General features: G+C 64.9%; 17 protein-coding genes. 10 read left to right on the top strand and 7 right to left on the bottom strand.

All coding sequences use genetic code 11. From position 1 onward, the window contains the following. Nucleotides 1-20: 20 nt before the first annotated feature. On the top strand, nucleotides 21-1,040 hold the full coding sequence (locus tag AC2EBU_RS11335) for an NAD(P)H-dependent glycerol-3-phosphate dehydrogenase (protein WP_484610524.1): 1,020 nt from the start codon (nucleotides 21-23) through the stop codon (nucleotides 1,038-1,040). Nucleotides 1,041-1,107: 67 nt separating this feature from the next. Here the strand turns inward: AC2EBU_RS11335 and panC are convergent, their stop codons facing one another. The 4 genes from panC to AC2EBU_RS11355 form a co-directional block, all read right to left on the bottom strand. Beyond that, nucleotides 1,108-1,971 carry a pantoate--beta-alanine ligase gene (gene panC, locus AC2EBU_RS11340; RefSeq protein WP_484610525.1) on the bottom strand — a complete coding sequence of 288 codons (864 nt, stop codon included), beginning with the start codon at nucleotides 1,969-1,971 and terminating at the stop codon, nucleotides 1,108-1,110. Between the two features lie 27 nt (nucleotides 1,972-1,998). Continuing rightward, nucleotides 1,999-2,883: a 3-methyl-2-oxobutanoate hydroxymethyltransferase gene (gene panB / locus AC2EBU_RS11345; protein WP_484610526.1), complete on the bottom strand. Its 885-nt coding sequence runs from the start codon at nucleotides 2,881-2,883 to the stop codon at nucleotides 1,999-2,001. A 95-nt stretch (nucleotides 2,884-2,978) separates the two neighbouring features. Beyond that, nucleotides 2,979-3,833, bottom strand: coding sequence for a segregation and condensation protein A (locus AC2EBU_RS11350; protein WP_484610527.1), 855 nt, complete (start codon nucleotides 3,831-3,833; stop codon nucleotides 2,979-2,981). A gap of 66 nt (nucleotides 3,834-3,899) precedes the next feature. Further along, the gene (locus AC2EBU_RS11355; protein ID WP_484610528.1) at nucleotides 3,900-4,112 is read right to left on the bottom strand and encodes a DUF3460 family protein; all 213 of its coding nucleotides are present in this window, start codon (nucleotides 4,110-4,112) and stop codon (nucleotides 3,900-3,902) included. Between the two features lie 42 nt (nucleotides 4,113-4,154). On the opposite strand from AC2EBU_RS11355, the gene AC2EBU_RS11360 reads away from it, so the two are divergent. Continuing rightward, nucleotides 4,155-4,652, top strand: coding sequence for an outer membrane protein assembly factor BamE (locus AC2EBU_RS11360; protein WP_484610529.1), 498 nt, complete (start codon nucleotides 4,155-4,157; stop codon nucleotides 4,650-4,652). A gap of 41 nt (nucleotides 4,653-4,693) precedes the next feature. On the opposite strand, the gene AC2EBU_RS11365 is transcribed toward AC2EBU_RS11360, so the two are convergent. Next, nucleotides 4,694-6,382 (bottom strand): SulP family inorganic anion transporter, encoded by a 1,689-nt coding sequence (locus AC2EBU_RS11365; RefSeq protein WP_484610530.1) that lies wholly within the window; start codon nucleotides 6,380-6,382, stop codon nucleotides 4,694-4,696. Between the two features lie 206 nt (nucleotides 6,383-6,588). Further along, the gene (metG, locus tag AC2EBU_RS11370; RefSeq protein WP_484610531.1) at nucleotides 6,589-8,655 is read right to left on the bottom strand and encodes a methionine--tRNA ligase; all 2,067 of its coding nucleotides are present in this window, start codon (nucleotides 8,653-8,655) and stop codon (nucleotides 6,589-6,591) included. Nucleotides 8,656-8,734: 79 nt separating this feature from the next. Between metG and apbC the strand changes: the two genes are divergently transcribed. After that, nucleotides 8,735-9,823, top strand: a complete 1,089-nt coding sequence (apbC, locus tag AC2EBU_RS11375; protein WP_484610532.1) for an iron-sulfur cluster carrier protein ApbC — start codon at nucleotides 8,735-8,737, stop codon at nucleotides 9,821-9,823. Nucleotides 9,824-9,886: 63 nt separating this feature from the next. Here apbC and AC2EBU_RS11380 read toward each other — a convergent pair whose 3' ends face one another. Then, entirely contained in the window at nucleotides 9,887-11,449 is a 1,563-nt protein-coding gene (locus AC2EBU_RS11380; protein WP_484610533.1) for a benzoate-CoA ligase family protein, read from the bottom strand. Nucleotides 11,450-11,618: 169 nt separating this feature from the next. Here AC2EBU_RS11380 and AC2EBU_RS11385 point away from each other — a divergent pair, with 169 nt between their 5' ends. From AC2EBU_RS11385 to AC2EBU_RS11415, 7 genes are all read left to right on the top strand, one after another. Next, the gene (locus AC2EBU_RS11385; protein WP_484610534.1) at nucleotides 11,619-12,539 is read left to right on the top strand and encodes a helix-turn-helix transcriptional regulator; all 921 of its coding nucleotides are present in this window, start codon (nucleotides 11,619-11,621) and stop codon (nucleotides 12,537-12,539) included. Between the two features lie 127 nt (nucleotides 12,540-12,666). Continuing rightward, the gene (gene boxC, locus AC2EBU_RS11390; RefSeq protein WP_484610535.1) at nucleotides 12,667-14,319 is read left to right on the top strand and encodes a 2,3-epoxybenzoyl-CoA dihydrolase; all 1,653 of its coding nucleotides are present in this window, start codon (nucleotides 12,667-12,669) and stop codon (nucleotides 14,317-14,319) included. Between the two features lie 96 nt (nucleotides 14,320-14,415). Next, the gene (boxB, locus tag AC2EBU_RS11395; protein ID WP_484610536.1) at nucleotides 14,416-15,843 is read left to right on the top strand and encodes a benzoyl-CoA 2,3-epoxidase subunit BoxB; all 1,428 of its coding nucleotides are present in this window, start codon (nucleotides 14,416-14,418) and stop codon (nucleotides 15,841-15,843) included. Between the two features lie 169 nt (nucleotides 15,844-16,012). Continuing rightward, nucleotides 16,013-17,296 carry a benzoyl-CoA 2,3-epoxidase subunit BoxA gene (gene boxA, locus AC2EBU_RS11400; protein WP_484610537.1) on the top strand — a complete coding sequence of 428 codons (1,284 nt, stop codon included), beginning with the start codon at nucleotides 16,013-16,015 and terminating at the stop codon, nucleotides 17,294-17,296. An 84-nt stretch (nucleotides 17,297-17,380) separates the two neighbouring features. Next, nucleotides 17,381-18,046, top strand: coding sequence for a DUF3305 domain-containing protein (locus tag AC2EBU_RS11405; protein ID WP_484610538.1), 666 nt, complete (start codon nucleotides 17,381-17,383; stop codon nucleotides 18,044-18,046). Then, a complete protein-coding gene (locus AC2EBU_RS11410; protein ID WP_484610539.1) occupies nucleotides 18,036-18,707 on the top strand; it encodes a DUF3306 domain-containing protein in 672 nt (223 codons plus the stop codon). The genes AC2EBU_RS11405 and AC2EBU_RS11410 overlap by 11 nt, the downstream gene beginning before the upstream one ends. Beyond that, nucleotides 18,598-20,712 carry a 4Fe-4S binding protein gene (locus AC2EBU_RS11415; RefSeq protein WP_484610540.1) on the top strand — a complete coding sequence of 705 codons (2,115 nt, stop codon included), beginning with the start codon at nucleotides 18,598-18,600 and terminating at the stop codon, nucleotides 20,710-20,712. The genes AC2EBU_RS11410 and AC2EBU_RS11415 overlap by 110 nt, the downstream gene beginning before the upstream one ends. Nucleotides 20,713-20,716: the final 4 nt, after the last annotated feature.

The raw sequence follows: 20,716 nt of genomic DNA on the forward strand, positions 1-20,716 counted from the left end.
CCGCATCGGCGGCAGTGGTCATGAAGATTCTGGTGGTCGGTGCCGGGGCCTGGGGTACCGCGCTGGCCATTTCAGCTGCTCGCCACGCTGCCGGGCACGTCGTGCTGCTGGCCGCCCGTGACCCGGACCAGCTCGCGGCGATGCGCGCCCGGCGGGAAAACACGCGGTATCTGCCGGGCCATGTCTTGCCCGAATCGATCGAGCTGCACGACTTCAACTCCCAACCCTGGCGAACGGGCGGCCTGGATCTGATGGTGGTAGGGACGCCCATGGCGGCGTTGCGTGCCATGATCGGACAGTTGGCCCAACCCGCTGTCCCTTTGGCTTGGTTGTGCAAGGGCTTTGAAGCCGGCAACCCGGAGGCCCAGGCTGGCGGTTTGCTGGGCCACGAGATCCTGGAAGACGTGGCGCCGCATCAACCGGCGGGCGTGCTCAGTGGCCCCAGTTTTGCGCAGGAAGTGGCCGCTGGTCAGCCCACCGCGCTGGTTGCCGCCAGCGCCGATGCTTCCGTGCGGGAGAAACTGGTGGCAGCCTTTCACAGCGAGCGCCTGCGCGTCTATGCCAATTCCGACATCGTTGGGGTCGAAGTGGGCGGCGCGGTGAAGAACGTTCTGGCGATTGCTACCGGCCTGTGTGACGGACTGGCGCTGGGCATGAACGCCCGTGCCGCGCTGATCACGCGCGGCCTGGCCGAGATGACCCGGCTGGGTGTTGCGCTGGGCGGTCAGGCCGAGACATTCATGGGCTTGTCCGGCCTTGGCGACCTGGTACTGACGGCCACGGGAGACCTGTCGCGCAACCGGCGCGTCGGGCAACTGCTGGCCCAGGGACTGAGCCTGGAGCAGGCCGTCGCCTCACTGGGCCATGTGGCCGAAGGCGTCTACAGTGCCCGTACGGTTGTGCGGCGCGCGCGCACCCTGGGGGTGGACATGCCGATTTCGGAGTCGGTGGTGGCGTTGCTGGATGGCGCCCTCAGCCCCGCAGCGGTCGTGGCAACGCTGATGGGGCGTCAACCCCGTGACGAACGCGCACCGGGTTGAAGGTAGCAAATTCCCGGCGCAACTTGCCGAGGTCCGGTCGCTGCCCGGTGAATGGGCCGCGATGGGGTCAGATTTCCAGGTTGTCGATCAGGCGCGTCGCACCCAGGCGGGCTGCGCCCAGCACCACCAGTGCCTGTGGTGCGCGGGCGTCTGCCGGCTGCGGAGGCTGCAGGTCGGCGCGGCGGCGCACGGTCAGGTAGTCAGGGTTCCAGCCCCGTGCCGCCAATGCCGCAAGGGCCTGCTGTTCCAGTGCCGGCAGTTGGGTGGCCAGGGCGTCTGCCCGCGCGAGCGCTTCGCGGGCGAGGTCACGCAGTGCAAGGGACAGCTGCAGTGCTTCGGCCCGTTCCACGTCGCTCAGATAGCCATTGCGTGAGCTCAGGGCCAGGCCATCGGCGGCGCGGCAGGTCTCGCCGGCCACGATGTCGATCGGCAGGGCAAACTGATCGACCATGCGACGGATTACCATCCATTGCTGATAGTCCTTCTTGCCGAACACAGCCACGCCGGAAGGTCGGGTCGCAAATACCGCAGAGAACAGTTTCATCACCACGGTGCAGACCCCGGTGAAGAAGCCCGGCCGGAACTGGCCTTCAAGGATTTCGGCCAAGGCCGGGTCCGGTTGTACTTTGTAGGTCTGCGGTTGGGGGTAAAGGTCGGGCTCGCGTGGCGCGAACAACAGGTCGCAGCCGGCCGCCTCCAGCTTGGCGCAATCAGCCTCCCACGTTCGAGGGTAGCGGTCGAAGTCCTCGTGCGGCAGGAACTGGAGGCGGTTGACAAAGATGCTTGCCACGGTGATGTCCCCCAGGGGGCGCGCCTGTCGAACCAGCGCCAGGTGCCCCTCGTGCAGATTACCCATGGTGGGCACAAATGCCGGTCGCTGGTGTTGCGCCAACGCCGCGCGCAGGCCGGGCAGGTCGTGAACGATTTTCATGCCAGTAGTTTGCTGAAGGAAGACGGCTTACCAGGCGTGCCGGCTGTCGTCGGGGAAAGTCCCGTCCTTGACGGCTCGCACATAGGCTTGCATGGCACCGAGCACACTGCCACTGCCCGGCATGAAGTTGTGAACGAAGCGGGGCATTTTGCCCAGGTTCATGCCCAGCATGTCGTGCAGCACCAGCACTTGTCCAGCGGTACCGCGGCCGGCGCCGATGCCTATCGTGTGGCAATGGGCAAGTTCCTGGGTCAGTTCGGAGGCGAGCTGGGCCGGAACCATCTCCAGCACCAGCATCGCCGCGCCGGCGTCCTGCAGTTCGAGGGCGTGTCGGCGGAGTGTCTGGGCGTCTTCGTCGGTTCGCCCTTGAACCCGGTAACCACCCAGGGCGTGAACGGTCTGGGGCGTCAGGCCGAGGTGGGCGCAGACCGGCACGCCCCGTTCCACCAGAAACCGGACCGTCGGCGCCGTCCAGCCGCCACCTTCGAGCTTGACCATGTGGGCACCGGCCTGCATCAGGGAGCAGGCGCTGCGGAGCGCTTGCTCGCGGCTTTCCGCATAGCTGCCATAAGGCAGATCGGCAATCAGCCAGGCTGTTCCTTGTACGCGGTACAGCCCGCGCGCGACCGACTCGGTGTGGTAACACATGGTGTCCAGGGTGACTCCGACGGTGCTGGGCAGGCCCTGACAGACCATTCCCAGGGAGTCGCCGACCAGCAGGCATTCGACACCCGCCGTATCGGCGACGGCGGCAAAGGTGGCGTCGTAGGCCGTCAGCATGGTGATTTTCTCGCCCGCGTCGCGCAGCTGTTGCAATCGGGGAAGGCTGACGGGCCGTCGCTGAGGCAGCGGTGAAGCCGGCGGGATGGTGCCGTAGGGAGTTGCGCTCGCAGAAGGCGACGTATCGGTCATGGTCTGGCCCGGGTTGTTGCAGGCGTAAAAAAGCGGGAGTCTAGACCAAGCGGTGCGCCGGTTTGCGGGCAGGGCAGTGAAATCCGTAGTGGAAATCAGGCCGGGGTGTACGACAGCCGAACGTAGATCGGCGCAAAGGCCTCGGCCTGGGTGATCTCAATGAGGGTTTCCTTGGCCAGTTCCAGCAGGGCAATGAACGTCACCACCAGCACCTGGATGCCGCGAGAAGGGTCAAACAGGTCTTCAAATTCAACAAAACGGCGCCCCTGGAGGGTCCGGAGCACAAAACTCATGTGCTCCCGGACGGACAGCTGCTCTCGGCTGATGCGATGGTGTTCGACCAGTCTGGCCCGTTTGACGATTTCGGCCCATGCGGCGCGGATGTCATCCACGTGGACATCGGGAAAGCGGGGCTGCAGGCTTTGTTCGATCGTGACCTGCGCCCTGAGGATGTCCCGCCCGATCTGCGGCATCGCGTTGAGCTGGATCGACGCCTGCTTGATCTGTTCATATTCGAGCAGCCGCCGAACCAGTTCGGCCCGGGGGTCCTCGGCTTCCTTGCCTTCGACACTCTTGCGCGGCGGCAGCAGCATGCGCGACTTGATTTCGATCAGCATGGCCGCCATCAGCAGGTATTCGGCGGCCAGTTCGAGGTTGCGGCTGCGGACTTCTTCGACGTAACTCAGGTACTGGCGCGTCACCGCAGCCATCGGGATGTCAAGGATGTTGAAGTTTTGCTTGCGAATGAGGTACAGCAGCAAGTCCAGCGGCCCCTCGAAAGCTTCGAGGAATACCTCCAGCGCGTCCGGCGGTATGTACAGGTCGGTCGGCAGGGCAAACAGGGGCTCGCCGTACAGGCGGGCCACCGCCACATGGTCAATGACCTCGGGCAGACCGGTGGGGAGCGGTGGATCGCTTTCGATTGCGGACAGCGGGGTCGGGACGGTCATCCAATCACTTCAAAAAACGGAGCAAAAGATGACCTTTTTACGCTGGGTATCGCCAGTTTTCGCAGATTACGACTCAGTTTGATAAACGTAGGGCTTTTGCGGCACCTGTCCGGCGCGCAAATCCGCCTGGACATCCCGGTCGAGCTGTTTGTCCCACAGCAGTGAGCGGCCGACCTGCTGCTCGCGTTCGAGCTGCGGACGGTCGGTTTTGAGCTGGTCGATGAATTGGGTGGCGTCCGAACGGTATTGGTTCAGACCGAAAAAACTGGCAAGCGACATACACTGATCCCCTTTGGACAGCGATTTTACTTGGGGGCTGGCATGGTGCGACAAATCGGGATGGTGGCGATGGTGATTTGTTCGGTCATGTTGTTGGCCTGCGATCCCCAGCGAATCAGCGAGCTGGAAGAAGGCGTTTCAACCGAGGCCGATGTGCGCACGCGGTTCGGTGAACCGGAAAAAATCTGGGACGGCGCCGGCGGTTCGAGGGTGTTCGAATACAACCGGCAACCCGAAGGCGTGCGCAATTACATGATCACCATCGGGCCGGATGGCAGGATGAGTGCGCTGCGTCAGGTCCTCACACCGGAAAATTTCTCCCGAATCGTTCCCGGCATGATGATGGAAGAGGTGCGTCGCGCGCTGGGCAAGCCGGCACGGATCACCCGTTACGACCGTCAGCGTGAAATCCACTACGACTGGCGGTATCTGGAGCCGCCCAACACCACCATGGCTTTCACCGTGGTGTTCAGCCCGGACTATCGAGTGCTGCGGACGATGCAAGCCCTGGAGCCGGACGAAAAAGGCGGGCCGCGCTGACGAGCCCGCCGCAGCCACTCCCGGGCTTTCCGGCGCCGCTTTCAAGCAGCCGACGGCGTCGGCCCCGGCACTTCTGCGGCAACAGCCCTTGCCAGATCCGGGTGGAACGCATCCGGCGGCAGTGCGGCAACCAGGCCACATCGACCGGCCATGTCGGCCGGCTGGTGGTCGAGCCCGCAGATCACCAGGCGGATCCCGCGTTTGCGGCAGGTCCGCTCCAGCGCCATCAGGGCGTCGGCGCCCGATGAATCGATGTAGATCAGGTTCTTCAGATCGAGAATCACGACCGCTTCCGGCAATTGGTCCTCGATCGCCTCGACAAGCTTTACGGCGCCGAAAAACAAGGCGCCGTAAAGCCGCCAGGCCCGGATGCGGTTGGCCACGGCGGCCAGTTCAGGATAGCTTGCGGCCGTGACGGGTTCGCTGCGGGTCAAACTGGAAATCCGGTAAATGAAGGTCAGGCAAGCGGCGACCAGCCCGACTTCGACGGCCACGGTCAGGTCGAACACCACGGTCAGCACAAATACGGCCACCAGGGTGATGCGATAAGGCATGCGGTATTGGCGCAGGTGCAGGAACTCGCGCCACTCGCCCATGTTCCAGGCGACAAAAAGAAGAATGGCTGCCAGCGTCGCCAGCGGCACGTGGCTGGCCAGCGGCGCCGCGACCAGCACCACGATCAGCAAGGCGACCGCGTGAACCATGCCGGCGACCGGGCTGCTGGCACCGCTCTTGATGTTGGTGACGGTGCGGGCGATGGTGCCGGTCGCGGGCATGCCACCGAACAAGGGCGTGGCGAAGTTGGCGATCCCCTGTGCCATGAGCTCCTGATTGGGGTTGTGGCGGTCATCGATCATGCCGTCGGCGACCCGGGCACACAGCAGCGACTCGATCGCCCCGAGCAAGGCCAGCGTCAAGGCGGGGACGAACAGGAAGCGGGCGGAATCCCAGCTCACTGCCGGCCAGGAAAACCCCGGAAGGCCTGAAGGAATGCCGCCGAAACGGCTGCCGATGGTGTCGACCGGAAGTTGCAGCAGGGCGACGGCCCCGGTTGCCAACACCAAGGCCACGATGGAGCCTGGTATCGGGGTCAGCTTGCCCGTAAATTGGGCCCCACCCAGTCTGGGCATCAGGAATTGCCAGGCGATGATCACGGCCAGCGAGGCCATGGCCAGCCCGAAGGCGATAGGGTCAAAGGTGTGGATCGCCCCGGCCAGAGTACCCAGCATGCCGAAAAAATCGGCGGGCATGGCGGTGATCTTCAGCCCCAGAAGATCCTTCAGTTGCGACAAGGCAATCAGTACGGCAATGCCATTGGTGAAGCCGATGACCACCGCAATCGGAATGAAGCGGATCAAGGTTCCCAGCTTCAGCCAACCCATCAGGAAGAGCAGCACCCCCGACAACATGGTGGCGATGAGCAGGTTCGCCAGGCCATACCGTTCGACGATGCCGTAGACGATAACGATGAACGCGCCGGCGGGGCCGCCGATTTGCACGCGGCTGCCGCCAAGCAGGGAGATCAGGAAGCCACCGATGATGGCAGTGAACAAGCCGGCTTCGGGCTTCAACCCGGAAGCGATGGCAAAAGCCATGGCCAATGGCAAGGCGACCACCCCGACAGTGACGCCGGCGGCGACGTCGCGAACAAAGCGCTCGCGCGAATAAGACGCTAGCGCCGGCCCGAGGGCGGGACGGAAATCAATCCTGAACAAGGACGAGGGGAACATGCAACCTCCGAAGCGAACGACCGGGAAAATGGACGAGGCGGTCGGGAGGGAGGTCCGTGCTGATGGTGGCGCATGTCGAAGCGCCGACGGCGGCTGGGCGCGCTGGTCTGGCCGGGTGCGCGGCGCGTCAGCACGGGCGTCTGCACCCGATGCCGGAGGTACTTGTGGTCAGATTGTCTGACGCGTTCATGTAGCAGCGGCCGCCCTCAGCGCACCCGCATGCCCGGCTGGGCGCCCGGCCAGGGGTTGAGCACGTAGATGCCGGGCTGGGCCTTTTCGTCGGCGTGGCTGGCGGCCAGCACCATGCCTTCGCTGACGCCGAACTTCATCTTGCGCGGCGCCAGGTTGGCCACCATCACCGTGAGTTTCCCGACCAGCTCTTCGGGCTGGTAGGCGCTGGCAATGCCGCTGAAGACGTTGCGCGTTTTGCCTTCGCCCACATCGAGGGTCAGGCGCAGCAGCTTGGTGGAGCCTTCCACCGCCTCGCAGGCCAGGATCTGCGCGATGCGCAGGTCGATCTTCGCGAAGTCTTCGATGCTGATGACCGGGGCGATGTCCTCGCCGCCCGGCACGGCCTTCGGCGCTTCCGGGGCGGGCGGCGGCTCGAACAGGGCGTCCAGCTGCTTCACGTCCACCCGCTGCAGCAGGTGCTGGTAGGCGCTGATGGTGTGGCCGGCGCCCAGCAGGCGCGCGGCATCGGCCGAGGTCAGCGGGGCCACCTGCAGGAAGGCCTCCACCTGGGCGGCGAGCGCCGGCAGCACCGGCTTGAGGTAGAGCGTGAGCAGCCGGAACGCTTCGATGCAGGTGGTGCACACGTCGTGCAGCCGTCCGTCCATGCCGGCCTGTTTGGCCAGCTCCCAGGGCTTGTTCTGGTCCACATAGGCGTTCACGCGGTCGGCCAGCAGCATCACCTCCCGCAGCGCCTTGCCGGTTTCACGCTCGGCGTACAGCTCGGCGATGGTGGGGGCCAGGCTCTGCAGGTGGTCGAGCAGGGCATCGCCGTCGGCGGAGACGGCGCCCAGCCGGCCTTCGAACCGTTTGGTGATGAAGCCGGCCGCGCGTGACGCGATGTTGACGTACTTGCCCACCAGATCGGCGTTCACGCGGGCCATGAAGTCGTCGGGGTTGAAGTCCACGTCTTCGTTGCGGCCGCTGAGCTTGGCCGCCAGGTAGTAGCGCAGCCATTCGGGGTTCATGCCCAGGCTCAGGTACTTCAGCGGGTCCAGGCCGGTGCCCCGGCTCTTGCTCATCTTTTCACCGTTGTTGATGGTCAGGAAACCGTGCACGAACACCGCGTTGGGCACTTTGCGGCCGCTGAACTTCAGCATGGCCGGCCAGAACAGGGTGTGGAAGGTGATGATGTCCTTGCCGATGAAGTGGTACTGCTCGGTGGTCGGGTCGGCCATGAAGGCGTCGTAGTCCCGTCCGGTTTTGCCGAAGTAGTTCTTCAGCGACGCCAGATACCCGATCGGGGCGTCCAGCCACACATAGAAATACTTGCCGGGTGCGTCCGGAATTTCGATGCCGAAGTACGGCGCGTCGCGGGAGATGTCCCAGTCGCCCATCTTGGGTTTGCCGTCCGGGCCGGGCTCGATCCACTCGGCGATCTTGTTCAGCACCTCGGTCTGCACCGCCCCGCTGTTGGTCCATTCGTCCAGGAAAGCCAGGCAGCGCGGGTCGGAGAGGCGGAAGAAAAAGTGCTCCGACGTGCGCAGCACCGGCGTGGCACCGGAGAGCGCCGAATACGGGTTCTTCAGCTCGGTGGGCGAATAGACCGCACCGCAGTTTTCGCAGTTGTCACCGTACTGGTCCTTGGCGCCGCACTTCGGGCATTCGCCCTTGATGAAGCGGTCGGGCAGGAACATGGCCTTTTCCGGGTCGAAAAACTGCTCGATGGTGCGGCTTTCAACCAGGCCGTTGGCCTTCAGGGCCCGGTAGATGGACTGGGCGAGTTCGTGGTTTTCCGGCCCGTCGGTGGAATGCCAGTTGTCGAACGCGATGTGAAAACCGTCCAGGTACGGCTTGCGGCCCGCGGCGATGCCGGCCACGAACGCCTGGGGGGTGACGCCGGCTTTCTCGGCGGCGATCATGATCGGTGCGCCGTGGGCGTCGTCGGCGCAGACGAAGTGCACGGTGTGCCCCTGCATCCGCTGAAACCGGACCCAGATGTCGGCCTGGATGTATTCCATGATGTGGCCGATGTGGAAATTGCCGTTGGCATACGGCAAGGCGGTGGTCACGAAAAGCTGGCGCGGGACGGACGTGGCAGTCATTGGAGGGGTTTTTCCGGGGTAATCGGCAATTTTAAGAGTTGTGGCTACACTGCCGGCACTGCAGAACACCAAACATCTTATGGCACCCACCGAACAGATTCTTCAGGCGCTCCAGACGGTTGTTGACCCCAACACCGGCAAAGACCTGGTGACCACCAAAGCGCTGCGCAACCTGCAGTACGCTGGCGGCGACCTTTCTTTCGACGTCGAGCTGGGGTACCCCGCCAAGACCCAGATTCCAGCGCTTCGCCGCGCGCTGATTGCGGCGGCAAAATCGGTCGCGGGGGTCGAAAACGTCTCCGCCAATGTGAGCTTCAAGGTCGTCGCCCACGCCGCCCAGCGCGGCGTGGCCCTGTTGCCACAGGTCAAGAACATCATTGCGGTTGCATCGGGCAAGGGAGGCGTAGGCAAAAGCACCACAGCGGTCAATCTGGCGCTTGCGCTGGCCGCGGAAGGTGCCAGCGTCGGGCTGCTTGATGCCGATATCTACGGTCCCAGTCAGCCCATGATGATGGGACTGGAAGGGCGGCCCGAAAGTCATGACGGTCAGACCATGGAGCCGCTGGAAAACTACGGTGTGCAGGTCATGTCCATCGGGTTCCTGGTCGACAAGGATGAAGCCATGATCTGGCGCGGCCCTATGGCCACCCAGGCGCTGGAGCAACTTTTGCGCCAGACCAACTGGAAGGACCTTGACTACCTGATCGTCGACATGCCGCCGGGCACGGGCGACATTCAGCTGACGCTGTCCCAGCGGGTACCGATGACCGGCTCTGTGATCGTGACCACACCCCAGGACATTGCTTTGCTGGATGCGCGAAAGGGGATCCGCATGTTCGAAAAGGTCGGCGTGCCGATCCTGGGCATCGTCGAGAACATGGCGGTTTACTGTTGTCCCAACTGCGGTCATACCGAACACATCTTCGGCGCTGACGGAGGGAAGAACATGGCGGCCGAACTGGGTGTCGATTATCTGGGGGCATTGCCGCTGACTTTGCAGATTCGCCAGCAGGCCGACAGCGGACGCCCCACGGTCATTTCGGATCCCGACAGCGAAATCGCTGGTATCTACCGTACGGTTGCCCGGCAAGTTGCAGTCAAAATTGCCGCCAAAGCCAAGGACTACAGCACAAAATTTCCTTCGATCCGCATCTCCAAGGATACATGAGCCATTTCGGCCTATACCCAGCGGGAAATGGTCTTCTGATGCTATGAATAATATAGTGAGTGTTCAGAGGCCGGTGTCAGTCTCCCGCTCCCGCAACCTGAACCGCTGAATCTTTCCGGTCGCGGTCTTCGGCAGTTCGGGCACGAACTCGACGAAACGCGGGTACTTGTACGGTGCCAGATGCTCCTTGCAGAAGGCCTTGACGTCCTCGTCCGTCAGCGACTGCCCGGCCTTGAGCACGACGAAGGCCTTGGTCTTGGTGAGGCCGTCCGTGTCGGTCCGGCCGATCACGGCGGCCTCCAGGATGGCCGGGTGCTGCACCAGCGTGGCTTCCACCTCGAACGGCGAGACGTAGATGCCGCTCACCTTCAGCATGTCGTCGTTGCGGCCGGCGTAGATGTAGTAGCCGTCCGGGTCGCGGGTGTACTTGTCGCCGCTCTTGGTCCAGACGCCCTGGAAGGTGTCGCGCGACTTGTCGCGATTGTTCCAGTACATCAGCGCGGCGCTCGGCCCCTGGATGTACAGGTCGCCGATTTCGTTGTGGTGGGTGATGACCGCACCGTTTTCGTCGCGCAACTGGATGTCGTAGCCGTCCACCGGCTTGCCCGTGGTGCCATAGCGCACATCACCCGGGCGGTTGGACAGGAACACATGCAGCATTTCGGTGGAGCCGATGCCATCGATCACCTCGCAGCCGAAGTGGGCCGACCAGCGTTCGCCGATGTCGCGCGGCAGCGCCTCGCCGGCCGACGAGCACAGCCGCAGCGCCACCTGGCCGCGGGCGGGCAGGTCGGGGCTTGCCAGCATGCCGCCAAAGCCGGTCGGCGCGCCGTAGAACACGGTGGGCTTCTGCGCCACCAGTCGCTTGAACACGGCCTGTGGCGTGGGGCGCTCGGCCATCAGCACGACGCTGGCGCCCACGCTCAGCGGGAAGGTCAGGGCGTTGCCTAGTCCGTAGGCGAAGAACAGCTTGGCGGCGGAGAACACCGTATCGTTCTCGGTAAGGCCCAGCACGCCTTTGCCATACAGCTCGGCGGTCCAGTACAGATTGGCCTGGGTGTGCACGGTGCCCTTGGGCTTGCCGGTGGAACCCGACGAATACAGCCAGAAAGCCGGCTCGTCGGCGTGGGTGTCGGCCACGTCGCCCGGGGCGCGCGCCAGCAGGTCGCTGAAGGCTGTGCAGCCGGCGGGCAGATCGGTGGCGGCGCGTGACACCACCACCGGCTCGACCTCATGGCCGCCCTGCGCCAGCGCCGCCTGCAGCGTGGGCAGCAGCGCCCCCGACACCAGCGCCGCCTGCGCGCGGCTGTCGCGCAGCATGAAGGCGTAGTCGTCGGCGGTGAGCAGGGTGTTCACCGCCACCGGCACCACGCCGGCGTACAGCGCGCCGAGAAACGCCACCGGCCAGTCGGTGCAGTCGTGCATCAGCAGCAGCACGCGGTCCTCGCGGCGCAGGCCCAGCGCACGCAGCCCGGCGGCGCAGCGGCGGATCTGCTGGGCCAGCTCGCCATAGCTCAGTGTGCCTTGGTCGTCAATGAACGCGGTTTTGGCGGGCCGTCCGGCATTGGTGGCCAGCAGGTGGGCCGCGAAATTGAAGCGGGTGGGTGGTGGGGGTGTGTTCACCATGGTTGTGTCTCCTGGGCTTGATGGGCGTTCACGGGGTCGCGGACATGCATTGATCTTTCGCCTTGACCGTGGTGAAATGCATTATTGTGCGTGTTACGATAACCTGCATTAAAATGCATGTCAAGTGGTAACCACGCGACGGTCCCTTGAATCCGTTGGAGTAGAAGAAATGAATGCAGAGGGCGCGACCATGGCAGAGGTGCAGGGCGAGGAGGCCGCGCGCCATCCGTTTCTGGTGGCGTTGGGCGAACGGGTGCGTACCCTGCGCTCGCGCCGGGGAATGACCCGCAAGGCCGTGGCACTGGCCGCCGATGTGTCCGAGCGGCACCTGGCCAACCTGGAATACGGCACCGGCAACGCGTCGATCCTGGTGCTGCTGCAGGTGGCGCAGGCGCTTCACTGCAGCCTGAGCGAACTGCTGGGGGATGTCACGACGTCTTCGCCCGAATGGCTGCTGATCCGCGAACTGCTGGAGCACCGGGCCGAGCCCGAACTGCGACGTGCCCGCATCGCGCTGGGTGCCTTGTTCGACGGCCAGGGCAGCGACCGCAGCCGCGCCGCGCGCATCGCGCTGATCGGCCTGCGCGGCGCCGGCAAATCCACGCTGGGCCAGCGCCTGGCGGACGACCTGGGCTACGCCTTCATCGAACTCAGCCGCGAGATCGAGCAGTTTGCCGGCTGCAGCATCAGCGAAATCCACAACCTGTACGGCACCCATGCCTACCGCCGCTACGAGCGTCGGGCGCTGGAAGAAGCGATCCAGATCTACCCCGAGGTGGTCATCGCCACCCCCGGCGGGCTGGTGTCCGACGCGGCCAACTTCAACCTGATGCTGTCGCACTGCTACACCATCTGGCTGCAGGCCGACCCGGCGGACCACATGGGCCGGGTGGCCGCGCAAGGGGATATGCGCCCGATGGCGGCCAGCCGCGAGGCCATGGAAGACCTCAAGCGCATTCTGTCCGGGCGCTCGGCTTTCTATTCGAAGGCCGACATGGCGTTCAACACCAGCGACTGGCCCGGCGTCGACGACGCCTTTGTGGCCTTGCGCGACCAGGTGCGGGAAGCGTTGGCGCTGCCGTCACGCTGAACATGCATCAAAATGCATTGACACGCCTGAAAAGATGCATTATTATTCCTATTATCGGATCTGAAACAGGCATTCCAATGCTTCAGGCCCGTTGAAAAACCCGACTTCCTCACACCCAGGAGACTCCATGACCCAGACGCCCATCGTTGACTACCGTACCGAACCGTCCCAGTATCGCCACATCAAGCTGGCCTTTGACGGCGCGGTGGCCACCCTGTCCCTCGCCATCGACGAGGACGCCGGCATCCGTCCGGGCTACAAGCTCAAGCTCAACAGCTACGACCTGGGTGTGGACATCGAACTGCACGACGCGCTGCAGCGCATCCGCTTCGAGCACCCGGAGGTGCGCAGCGTGGTGGTCACCAGCCTACGTGACCGCGTGTTCTGCTCCGGCGCCAACATCTTCATGCTGGGCGTCTCCAGCCATGGCTGGAAGGTGAACTTCTGCAAGTTCACCAACGAAACCCGCAACGGCATCGAAGACTCCAGCCAGCATTCCGGCCTGAAGTTCGTCGCCGCCCTGAACGGCGCCTGCGCCGGCGGTGGCTACGAGCTGGCGCTGGCCTGCGACGACATCGTGCTGGTGGACGACCGTTCGTCGTCCGTCTCGCTGCCCGAAGTGCCCCTGCTGGGCGTGCTGCCGGGCACCGGCGGCCTGACCCGTGTCACCGACAAGCGCCATGTGCGCCATGACCTGGCCGACATCTTCTGCACCTCGCAAGAGGGCGTGCGCGGCCAGAAGGCGGTCGACTGGCGCCTGGTGGACGCCATCGCCAAGCCGGCGGTGTTCCAGCAGACGGTGCGCGAGCGCGCCGACAAGCTCGCCGCCGGCAGCACCCGCCCGGCCGGCGCCCAAGGCGTGGCGCTGACCCGCGTGGAACGCACCGAGACCGCCGACAGCCTGACCTATGCCCACGTGACGGTGCAGATTGACCGCGCCCGCCGCAATGCCACCTTCACCGTCCGTGCCCCGCAGGGCGCCCAGCCGGCCGACATCGGCGCCATCGTGGCCGCCGGCGCCGCCTGGTGGCCGCTGCAGATGGCCCGCGAACTCGACGACGCCATCCTGCACATGCGAACCAACGAGCTGGACATCGGTACCTGGATCCTGAAGACCGACGGCGACGCCGCTGCCGTGTTGGCCGCAGACGCCGCGATGACCGCCCACAAGGACCACTGGTTCGTCAACGAGACCATCGGCATGCTGCGCCGCACCTTTGCGCGGCTGGACGTCACCTCGCGCAGCCTGTTCGCCCTGATCGAGCCGGGATCGTGTTTTGTCGGGATGCTGGCCGAGCTGGCCTTCTGCGCCGACCGCGCCTACATGCTGGACACCTCCGACGGCGCGCCCGCCTCGATGCAGCTGGACGAATTCAACTTCGGCCTGTTGCCGATGGTGAACGGCCAGTCGCGCCTGGCGCGCCGCTTCTACGAGGAAGCCGCGCCGCTGGAAGCGGTGCGCGCCGCTGCCGGCAAGCCGCTCAGCCCGGGCGAGGTGCTGGCGCTGGGTCTGGTCACCGCCACCCCGGACGACATCGATTGGGCCGACGAAATCCGCCTGGAGCTGGAGCAGCGCGCGGCCATGTCGCCCGACTCGCTCACCGGCCTCGAAGCCAACCTGCGCTTCGCCCAGCAGGAAAACATGCTCACCCGCATCTTCGGCCGCCTGACCGCCTGGCAGAACTGGATCTTCCAGCGCCCGAACGCCGTCGGCGACAAGGGCGCACTCAAGGTCTACGGCAAGGGTGAGAAAGCCGCGTTTGACCTGAACCGCGTCTGATCCCGATTTTCTGAAACGTTGTGCGGCGGGTGTCCCGGTGGAGCCCGCTGCAACCGAATGCCATTCCACCGCGGCACTGACTCTGGAGACCTCCCCATGACCGGCATCAACTACAGCGAAAAGATTCCCAACAACGTCAACCTGTCCGAAGACCGCACCCTGCAGCGCGCGCTCGAACACTGGCAGCCCAACTACCTGAAGTGGTGGCAGGACATGGGCCCGGACGGCTCGCAGAACTTCGACGTCTACCTGCGCACCGCCGTCAGCGTGGACCCGCAGGGCTGGGCCCAGTTCGGCCACGTCAAGATGCCCGACTACCGCTGGGGCATCTTCCTGAACCCCGCCGAGCAGGACCGCAAGATCCACTTCGGTGACCACATGGGCGAAGCCGCCTGGCAGGACGTGCCCGGCGAACACCGCGCCAACCTGCGCCGCATCATCGTCACCCAGGGCGACACCGAGCCGGCCAGCGTGGAGCAGCAGCGCCACCTGGGCCTGACCTGCCCCAGCCAGTACGACCTGCGCAACCTGTTCCAGGTGAACGTCGAGGAAGGCCGCCACCTGTGGGCCATGGTGTATCTGCTGCACAAGCATTTCGGCAAGGACGGCCGCGAAGAAGCCGAGGCGCTGCTCGAGCGCAACAGCGGCAACGCGGACAACCCCCGCATCCTGCAGGCCTTCAACGAGAAGACGCCCGACTGGTTGAGCTTCTTCATGTTCACCTACTTCACCGACCGCGACGGCAAGTTCCAGCTGTGCGCGCTGGCCGAATCCGCGTTCGATCCGCTGGCCCGCACCACCAAGTTCATGCTGACGGAAGAAGCGCACCACATGTTCGTGGGCGAATCCGGCGTGGGCCGCGTGATCAGCCGCACCGTGCGGGCCATGAACGAGCTCAAGACCGACGACGTGGGCAAGCTGCGTGCCGCCGGCGTGATCGACCTGCCGACCATCCAGCGCTACATCAACTTCCACTTCTCGGTGACGATCGACCTGTTCGGCGCCGACCAGTCGTCCAACGCCGCCACTTTCTACAGCTCGGGCCTGAAGGGGCGCTACGAAGAAGGCAAGCGCACCGACGACCATGTGCTCAAGGGCAACACCTACAAGATCCTGGCGGTGGAAGACGGCAAGCTGCTGGAAAAAGAAGTGCCGATGCTCAACGCGCTCAACGAAGTGCTGCGCGACGACTACATCAAGGACTCGGTCGGTGGCGTGGAGCGCTGGAACCGCATCATCGAAAAAGCCGGCATCGATTTCCGCCTGACCGTGCCGCACAAGGCCTTCCACCGCAACATCGGTTCGCTGGCCGGCGTGAAGGTGTCGCCGGACGGCCGTGTGGTGCACGACCACGAGTGGAACCAGAAGGTCGAGCAGTGGCTGCCCACCGACGAAGACCGCGCCTATGTCGGCTCGCTGATGGGCCGTGTGGTTGAGCCCGGCAAGTTCGCCAACTGGATCGCGCCGCCCGTCATGGGCATCAACCGCCAGCCGGTGGATTTCGAGTACGTGCGTTTCAACTGATGCACCCCGACTGCCGTCGCCGCCCGCGGCGGCAGTCGTCAATGGCCGGGGCGTGCCGCACCGCGCGCCCCGGCCTTTGACGGAGACACCCATCGCACGGGCGCCGGTAGACTGTGCCGGCCAAGAACCCACCGATGACCAGACGACCGAACGTCCCAGGAGACCTGCCATGAGCACCGAAGCGACCCTGATCAAGCAACACCTGATCGACCCCGAGATCTGCATCCGCTGCAACACCTGCGAATCGATCTGCCCCTTGGGTGCGATCACCCACGATTCACGCAACTACGTGGTGGACGTGAACACCTGCAACTGGTGCAACGACTGCATCTCGCCGTGTCCCACCGGCTCCATCGACAACTACCGCAAGATGCCCCGCGCGAAGGCCTACAGCCTGGCGGATCAGTTCAGCTGGGACGTGCTGCCGGCCGAGCTGTCGGCCGCCGAACTGGCCGCGCTGGCGGGTGAGGCAGCAGAAGCGGTGACGGCCGAGCCCGTCGCCGAAGCCCCGGCCCCGGCGTCGGACCCCACCGGCCAGACCGCCTTCAACTCCGCGCAGTACGGCGCCACGCTGCCGCCCTGGTCGGCCGCGCACCCGTACACCAACCTGTACGGCCCGAAGGCCGCCGAGAAGACCATCACCGCCACGGTGGCCGGCAACGTCCGGGTCACCAAAGTGGGCAAGGAATACGACACCCACCACATCGTGCTGGATTTCGGCCACACGCCGTTCCCGGTGCTGGAAGGCCAGTCCATCGGCATCATCCCGCCCGGCACCGATGACCAGGGCCGCGCCCACCACGCGCGCCAGTATTCGGTGGCCAGCCCGCGCAACGGCGAGCGGCCCGGCTACAACAACCTGTCGCTCACCGTCAAACGCGTGCTGGAAGACCACCAGGGCAACCCGGTGCGCGGTGTGGGCTCCAACTACCTGTGCGACCTGAAGGTGGGTGACGCGGTGCAGGTGATCGGCCCGTTCGGCGCCAGCTTCCTGATGCCCAACCATCCGCGCAGCCACATCGTGATGATCTGCACCGGCACCGGCAGCGCACCCATGCGTGCCATGACCGAATGGCGCCGGCGCCTGCGCCAGTCGGGCAAGTTCGAAGGCGGCAAGCTGATGCTGTTCTTCGGCGCCCGCACCAAGGAAGAGCTGCCGTACTTCGGCCCGCTGCAGAACCTGCCCAAGGATTTCATCGACATCCATTTCGCGTTCTCGCGCACCCAGGGCCAGCCGAAACGCTACGTGCAGGACCTGATGCGCGAGCGCGCCGCCGACCTGGTGCCGCTGCTGCAGGACCCGAACGCCTGCTTCTACGTCTGCGGCCTCAAGGCCATGGAGGAAGGCGTGGTGCTGGCGCTGCGCGACATCGCCCAGAACGCCGGCCTGAACTGGGACAGCATCGGCGCCGCGCTCAAGCGCGACGGCCGCCTGCACCTGGAAACCTACTGAGTCCGAGAAACCAGCCGTTCAGCGCGGTTTTGCCGTCCGGGCGATTACAAGGCCTCCGGCCCATCGCGTACAGTGCGGCTTCTCATGCAAACCGCCGAACCGCTTCCCTGTTCCGCCGACGGAAGACCGGCATTGCAGGTCCATGTCGTCATGCGGCGCGAGCCCGTACAGGGGCCTATGGCGCGTTGGCAAACCTGGCGTTGGGTTCTCGCTGACGTAATGCCGGCAGGCGAGCCATTCCTGGCCCCGTTGACCGCCCCTCAATCGATTCCGGGTCTGGCCGAGGAAGTACAGCCCACGTCGGGCATGCCGCCGATCGAAGGCGCCCGATACTGGCTTTTTCCTGACCTGACCGTGACGCTTTATCGTGATGACGCGGAAGGCTATTACCTGAATCTCGAAAGCCCAAACCCCTGCTTCTGGGTGTTCTGGCGCGCCGACGACGGGCAGTTGCTCGATGGCGAGCCCATGGCGGTGCCGCAGATCGCGACCTTGAGCTATCACGACGCAGGCCGCTGGCTGGATGTCCAGGAAAAGGTGGACCAGGTCCCAGCCCCTCCTGAGGTGATTGACTGGTTGCGGGCCTTCGTTTCCCTCCATTACCACCACGAGCCCAAACGACGAAAACGGCCGGAGAGTTTCAAGCCGCTGACCGATCGCTTCGGCCAGCCAGTGCGGATATCGACACAGAAGTTCCAGCGCCAACCCGGGAACCAGGACGGGCAGCAGGGGGGCGGACATGGCGAGTGAGGAAAGCGGCAACTTCTTTTCGCGCTGGTCACGGCGCAAGCTACAGGATCGCGAAGGCAAGCCGAATTCCGAACCCCCGCAAGTAGCGCCTGTACCCGCAGTCCAAGCGTCAACGCCTGCCATGGTCCAGGGCGTCGCGCCGCCGGTTGCCGCACCGCCTGCACCCCCGCCGCCGACTTTGGAAGACACAAAGACCCTCACGCCCGCGTCCGACTTCAGCCGCTTCGTCGCCAAAGACGTCTCGTCGGAAGTGCGTAATGCTGCGGTCAAGAAACTCTTTGCCGATCCGCACTTCAACATCATGGACGGATTGGACATCTACATCGACGATTACTCCCAGCCCAGCCCGCTGTCGGCCGCGGATATGGCGAAGATGGTCAGTGCACAGTTTCTGAAACTGGTCGATGACCCAGACGAGCTGAAAAAGGCAAAGGCCGAAGGCGCCAGCCGTGAAAACCCCCCAGCAATTGCTGCGGAGCCCGGCGCCGAACTCCAGACCGAGCCCGAAGAAGCCCGCGCGCATGACGCGGCAGATTCCCGAGAGACCCACGATGACCACGCTGATCTGCAACTGCAACCGGACCATGCCTCTGGACCCCAAGGCCCTGGGGCAGGCCCTGGACGAAGAACTGACACTCCACACGACGTTATGCCGCCGTGACGCGCCCGCCTTCCAGAAGGCGTGCCGAAGTCCCGATGACCTGGTCGTGGCCTGCACGCAGGAAATTCGTCTGTTCAACGAACTTTCGACCCAGACCGAAGCTGCGGTGGACCTGGAGGTTCGGCCCATCCGTTTCGTCAACATCCGCGAGACCGGTGGCTGGGGTCGTGAGGCGTCCAAGGCTACGCCCAAGCTGGCCGCGTTGCTCGCCGTCGCCCGCATGCCCGAGGCCGAGCCGGTTCCGACGGTCACCTACCGCAGCGAGGGGCGACTGTTGATCATCGGCCCGCTGGAGCGCGCCGAGGCCATGGCCTCGCTGGTCAACGACGCGCTCGACGTGACCCTGCTGGCAACCGGCGGCAGTGGCATGCAAGGCCGACAGTATCCGGTCCTGGCGGGCGAGCTGCAGAGCCTGCGCGGCTGGCTTGGCGCGTTCCACGTGGTGGTCCGCAGCGGCAACCCCATCGACCTCGACCTCTGCACCCGCTGCAACGCTTGCGTGGCGGTCTGCCCGGAAGGTGCCATCGGGCTCGACTACCAGGTGGACCTGTCGAAGTGTCGATCGCATCGCGCCTGCGTCAAGGCCTGCGAAGCGGTGGGTGCCATCAACTTCCAGCGCGACGCACCGGTACGTGAAGACCAGTTCGACCTTGTGCTCGATCTGCGCGCCGCCCCGGCGTTCACGCAGCACGCGCTGCCGCAGGGCTATGTGCACCTGCCAGACGCAAGCGATGCCATGGCGCAGCTGCGCGCGGTCACTCGGTTGCGTGACCTGGTGGGTGAATTCGAGAAGCCGAAGTTCTTCACCTACAAGCAGAAGATTTGCGCCCATGGCCGCAACCAGAGCGTAGGCTGCAACGCCTGCGTGGACGTGTGTTCGGCTTCGGCCATCAGCAGTGATCTGAAGCGCAACCAGATCGTTGTCAATCCCAACCTCTGCGTCGGCTGCGGTACCTGCACCACGGTCTGCCCCACGGGCGCGCTCAGTTACGCCTACCCGCGCGCCAGCGAGCAGGGCGTCAAGCTGCGTACCGTCCTGGCCACCTACGGAAAGGCCGGTGGCAAAGAAGCCGCCTTGCTGCTGCACAGCCAGGAAGCCGGTGCCGCGCTGGTCAGCGACCTGGGACGCATGGCCCAGCTCGACCCGGCGGTGTGTGGTATGCCTGCCCGTGTCATACCCCTGCCGCTGTGGCATGCGGCCTCCACCGGCATCGATCTCTGGCTTACGGCCTTCGCCTACGGCGCCTCGCAGGTCTGGGTGCTGATGACCGGCGAAGAAGCACCGCAGTACCACGAGGCCCTGCGTGACCAGATGGCCGTCGCCGAATCCATCGTCCAGGCGCTGGGCTACAGCGGCCGACACTTCAAGGTCATCGAAATCCGTGATGCGCGCGACCTGCCAAGGCTGGACGCTGAACTGGGGGAAGAACCCGCGCAAGGTGTCACCAAATCGGCCAGCTACGCGGTGCAGCCGGAAAAGCGCGCCACACTGGACCTTGCCTTGGACCACCTGTTGCAAGACAGCGCCAGCCGCGCCATGCGAACGAAGGAAGCTGCCATCGCGCTGCCCGCCGCGTCCCCGTTTGGCAGCTTGAATGTCGATCGGGACGCGTGCACGCTGTGCCTGAGCTGCGTCAGCGCGTGCCCGGCGGGCGCGCTACAGGACAACGCGGATCGCCCCCAATTGCGCTTCATCGAGAAAAACTGCGTGCAATGCGGCCTGTGCGCCACCACCTGTCCCGAAAGCGCCATCACGCTGCAGCCGCGCCTGCTGCTCAGTGACGAACGCCGCCAGCCACGCGTGCTCAATGAGGCCCAGCCCTACCAGTGCATCCGCTGCAGCAAACCCTTTGGGACGCTCAAAGGTATCGAGCTCATGCTGGCCAAACTGAGCGGCCATGCCATGTTTCAGGGCGAAGCACTGGAGCGTCTGAAAATGTGCAGCGACTGCCGCGTGGTCGACATCTATTCCAACCCGGGCGAAACCCGGATTTCCGACCTGTGAACGC

The sequence above is a fragment of the Curvibacter sp. T50 genome (genome assembly GCF_057219955.1).